Source organism: Escherichia sp. MOD1-EC6475 (assembly GCF_003046645.1).
Classification (GTDB): Bacteria; Pseudomonadota; Gammaproteobacteria; order Enterobacterales; family Enterobacteriaceae; genus Escherichia; species Escherichia ruysiae.
In genome coordinates this window covers 1-3858 of the sequence record NZ_PZKQ01000095.1, presented here as the reverse complement: position 1 = coordinate 3858, position 3858 = coordinate 1, and the positions used below count along the sequence as shown (strand labels likewise).

Below are 3858 nucleotides of genomic sequence, written 5' to 3'. Positions count from 1 at the left end.
AAAATCGTGTTGAGGCCAACGCCCGTAATCCGGAATTGATCCTGCGTGTGCTACAGCTGAGATTTGACGAGTCACTGTCGTACCCGCGCATTTCTACGCAGACTGGTGTCAGCAAAACCGCCATTTTTTCTCTGGTGAAGCGATTTCACCAGGTATTCACTGACTGACCCCTTTCTGGTGAATATTCCTGCGGGCAACTGGCCCGGGCTCTTTTCCCGGGGCGATATCCTTCAACCCCGACAGTGACTCAGCCTGTGAAAGCAGAGAAAACCCGCCGGAACCGATTTTCACCGGAGTTTAAATGGAGACTTGTTCAGCAAACTCTTTTACCCGGTGCATGTGTCGCACAAATAGCTCGTGAGAACGGAATCAACGATAACCTGCTCTTCAACTGGCGGCATCTCTGGCGTAACGGCGGCCTGCAGCCGCCCGGCGAACATGAAACATCGCTGCTTCCCGTGACGTTAACTCCGGAGCCGGATAATAAAATCCCGGCACCAGTGCAGATACCTGAACAGATAAATACACCGCCAGACAGTCTGTGCTGTGAGCTGGTTCTGCCGGCCGGAACTCTCAGGCTTAAAGGTAAACTGACGCCGGCGTTATTACAGACACTTATCCGCGAAATGAAAGGGAGCAGCCACTAATGATATCTCTCCCTGCCGGTTCACGTATCTGGCTGGTTGCCGGTATTACTGACATGCGGAATGGCTTTAACGGCCTGGCATCAAAAGTTCAGAACGTCCTGAAGGATGACCCGTTCTCCGGACACCTGTTCATCTTCCGCGGACGCCGGGGTGACCAGATAAAAGTGCTGTGGGCTGACAGCGACGGACTGTGCCTCTTCACCAAACGCCTGGAGCGGGGCCGCTTCGTCTGGCCGGTCATCCGCGACGGCAAGGTGCACCTTACTCCGGCTCAGTTATCCATGCTTCTTGAAGGTATCAACTGGAAGCACCCGAAACGAACGGAACGCGCTGGAATCCGCATATAACCCGTTGTAAAGTGAGGATATGGACACCTCACTTGCTCATGAGGACGCCCGCCTGCGGGCACTGTTGCAGACGCAACAGGACACCATCCGTCAGATGGCCGAATACAACCGCCTGCTCTCACAGCGGGTGGCGGCTTATGCTTCCGAAATCAACCGGCTGAAGGCGCTGGTTGCGAAACTGCAGCGTATGCAGTTCGGTAAAAGCTCAGAAAAACTTCGTGCAAAAACCGAACGGCAGATACAGGAAGCACAGGAGCGAATCAGCGCACTTCAGGAAGAAATGGCAGAAACGCTGGGTGAGCAATATGACCCGGCACTGCCATCCCCCCTGCGCCAGTCTTCTGCCCGTAAACCGTTACCGGCCTCACTTCCCCGTGAAACCCGGGTCATCCGGCCGGAAGAGGAATGCTGTCCGGTCTGTGGTGGTGACCTCAGTCCACTGGGATGTGATGTGTCAGAGCAGCTGGAGCTTATCAGCAGCGCCTTTAAGGTTATCGAAACACAACGTCCGAAACTGGCCTGTTGCCGGTGCGACCATATCGTGCAGGCACCGGTGCCTTCAAAACCCATTGCACGCAGTTATGCCGGCGCGGGGCTTCTGGCTCATATCGTCACCGGGAAATATGCAGACCATCTGCCGTTATACCGCCAGTCAGAAATATACCGTCGTCAGGGAGTGGAGCTGAGCCGTGCCACACTGGGGCGCTGGACAGGTGCCGTTGCTGAACTGCTGGAGCCGCTGTATGACGTCCTGCGCCAGTATGTGCTGATGCCCGGTAAAGTCCATGCTGATGATATCCCCGTCCCGGTCCAGGAGCCGGGCAGCGGTAAAACCCGGACCGCCCGGCTGTGGGTCTACGTCCGTGATGACCGTAACGCCGGTTCACAGATGCCCCCGGCGGTCTGGTTCGCGTACAGTCCGGACCGGAAAGGTATCCATCCACAGAATCACCTGGCCGGTTACAGCGGTGTGCTTCAGGCCGATGCTTACGGTGGTTACCGGGCGTTATACGAATCCGGCAGAATAACGGAAGCCGCGTGTATGGCTCATGCCCGGAGAAAAATCCACGATGTGCATGCAAGAGCGTCCACCGATATCACCACGGAAGCCCTGCAGCGTATCGGTGAACTGTATGCCATTGAGGCGGAGGTCCGGGGATGTTCAGCAGAACAGCGTCTGGCGGCAAGAAAAGCCAGAGCTGCGCCACTGATGCAGTCACTGTATGACTGGATACAGACTCAGATGAAAACACTGTCGCGTCACTCAGATACGGCAAAAGCGTTCGCATACCTGCTGAAACAGTGGGACAGCCTGAACGTGTACTGCAGTAATGGCTGGGTGGAAATCGACAACAACATCGCAGAGAACGCCTTACGGGGAGTGGCCGTAGGCCGGAAAAACTGGCTGTTCGCGGGTTCCGACAGCGGTGGCGAACATGCGGCGGTGTTGTACTCGCTGATCGGCACATGCCGCCTGAACAATGTGGAGCCAGAAAAATGGCTGCGTTACGTCATTGAACATATCCCGGACTGGCCGGCAAACCGGGTGCGCGATCTGTTGCCCTGGAAAGTTGATCTGAGCTCTCAGTAAATATCAATACGGCTCTGACGAGCCGCTTACACAGACAGTGAAGAACGATTAAAATATTCCGGCACATTTCCGGTGAGTGGCGATGCGTCAACAGCAATCGGGAATGACCACAGAGACACGGAAATGTGCCGTTTCCATAAAATGCCCGCCGTTCTTCAGAATAATTCAAACTCAGCATTCACTTTTATGCTGCCCGTGCTCCTGAAGCGCCAGCATCCGGTGAGGCGTGACGCCAAAACATTCCCTGAACACGCAGATAAAATAAGATGTGCTTACATAACCACACTGCGCGGCCACCCTGTTGACCGGCAGACGGGCCTGTAACAGACGGCGTGCATAGCCCATTCTCACATCCAGAAGCACTCCGGTGAACGAACATCCTTCTTCCTTCAGTTTCTTTTTCAGCTGACTTTCACTCATATACAAACGACTGCTGACATCCCGCAGCTTCCACTGGCGTGAAAGGTCAGTACAGATGATATGCCTCACTCTCCTGGCCACAGAAAGCATTCCGCCCAGCAACAAAGGAAGAAAGCCTTTTTTTGATGCAAAGACAGCAATGCAGGAAAAAAACATCTGCTCGGAAAATCCGGGATGAACAAATCCTCCCGAATTCAGATGATGCATAACGTCACGCAACAACGCAGGATGAGCAAAGGCCACTCTGATGAAACCAGAATAAACCATGTTGTCGGCCTCCCGGTTGCCGCCACAACTCTCCAGATATCTGCGGATGATATTTTCATCCAGCCGCACCTCAGTGATATGCGCAGCATGAGGCTGAAAATCCTCACGATCAGTATCATCAATCAGAAGCACATCTCCTGCAGAAAGGGACAGCATTTTCCCGGCAAACTGCAGGGTGAATGCCCTGTCAGCCAGTACAACAGAACAGACAAAAATCATGTTCACTCCGGAACAGAATAGGGACAAAAGTATCTTAATAACTATAACATACCGGGAAGAAAGCATGACCGACCAGAGCAGAGGTGAATATGATTACTGATAAAAAAGCTGAAGTGCTCGAACAGCGGGGATTATGGCGCAGAGCCGCTGCACGCTGGCAGGAATTGCTGCTGAACTACCTGCAGGAAGATGATCGGATCTGTATCCAGAGACGGGTAATGACTCCAACTTATTGATAGTGTTTTATGTTCAGATAATGCCCGATGACTTTGTCATGCAGCTCCACCGATTTTGAGAACGACAGTGACTTCCGTCCCAGCCTTGCCAGATGTTGTCTCAGATTCAGGTTATGCCGCTCAATTCGCTG

5 protein-coding genes and 1 pseudogene are annotated in these 3858 nt (G+C 53.6%); 4 read left to right on the top strand and 2 right to left on the bottom strand.

Features of this window, described 5'->3' with window-relative positions; genetic code table 11:
• Positions 1 to 35: 35 nt before the first annotated feature.
• The 3 genes and pseudogenes from tnpA (at position 36) to tnpC (ending at position 2585) form a co-directional block, all read left to right on the top strand.
• Positions 36 to 647 (top strand): annotated as a pseudogene (gene tnpA / locus A7589_RS22190) (IS66-like element accessory protein TnpA).
• Complete coding sequence (gene tnpB, locus A7589_RS22185; protein ID WP_053271894.1) at positions 647 to 994, top strand: IS66 family insertion sequence element accessory protein TnpB; 348 nt, start codon at positions 647 to 649, stop codon at positions 992 to 994. Before tnpA ends, tnpB begins: the two are co-directional and overlap by 1 nt.
• A gap of 19 nt (positions 995 to 1013) precedes the next feature.
• Entirely contained in the window at positions 1014 to 2585 is a 1572-nt protein-coding gene (gene tnpC, locus A7589_RS22180; protein ID WP_108189019.1) for an IS66 family transposase, read from the top strand.
• 171 nt (positions 2586 to 2756) lie between these two features.
• On the opposite strand, the gene A7589_RS23015 is transcribed toward tnpC, so the two are convergent.
• Positions 2757 to 3491 (bottom strand): helix-turn-helix domain-containing protein, encoded by a 735-nt coding sequence (locus A7589_RS23015; protein ID WP_165797968.1) that lies wholly within the window; start codon positions 3489 to 3491, stop codon positions 2757 to 2759.
• An 89-nt stretch (positions 3492 to 3580) separates the two neighbouring features.
• Here A7589_RS23015 and A7589_RS22165 point away from each other — a divergent pair, with 89 nt between their 5' ends.
• On the top strand, positions 3581 to 3727 hold the full coding sequence (locus A7589_RS22165; protein ID WP_235613325.1) for a PerC family transcriptional regulator: 147 nt from the start codon (positions 3581 to 3583) through the stop codon (positions 3725 to 3727).
• Here the strand turns inward: A7589_RS22165 and A7589_RS22160 are convergent.
• Positions 3721 to 3858, bottom strand: a 138-nt coding sequence (locus A7589_RS22160; RefSeq protein ID WP_021514769.1) for an IS1 family transposase, incomplete at its 5' end; no start/stop codon positions are given. The genes A7589_RS22165 and A7589_RS22160 overlap by 7 nt on opposite strands.

What these genes read in the sequence shown, in the direction of transcription:
- tnpB (WP_053271894.1), top strand. Translation starts at nt 647, where the DNA reads ATGATATCTCTCCCTGCCGGTTCACGTATCTGGCTGGTTGCCGGTATT.
- A7589_RS23015 (WP_165797968.1), bottom strand. Translation starts at nt 3,491, where the DNA reads ATGATTTTTGTCTGTTCTGTTGTACTGGCTGACAGGGCATTCACCCTG.
- A7589_RS22165 (WP_235613325.1), top strand. Translation starts at nt 3,581, where the DNA reads ATGATTACTGATAAAAAAGCTGAAGTGCTCGAACAGCGGGGATTATGG.
- tnpC (WP_108189019.1), top strand. Translation starts at nt 1,014, where the DNA reads ATGGACACCTCACTTGCTCATGAGGACGCCCGCCTGCGGGCACTGTTG.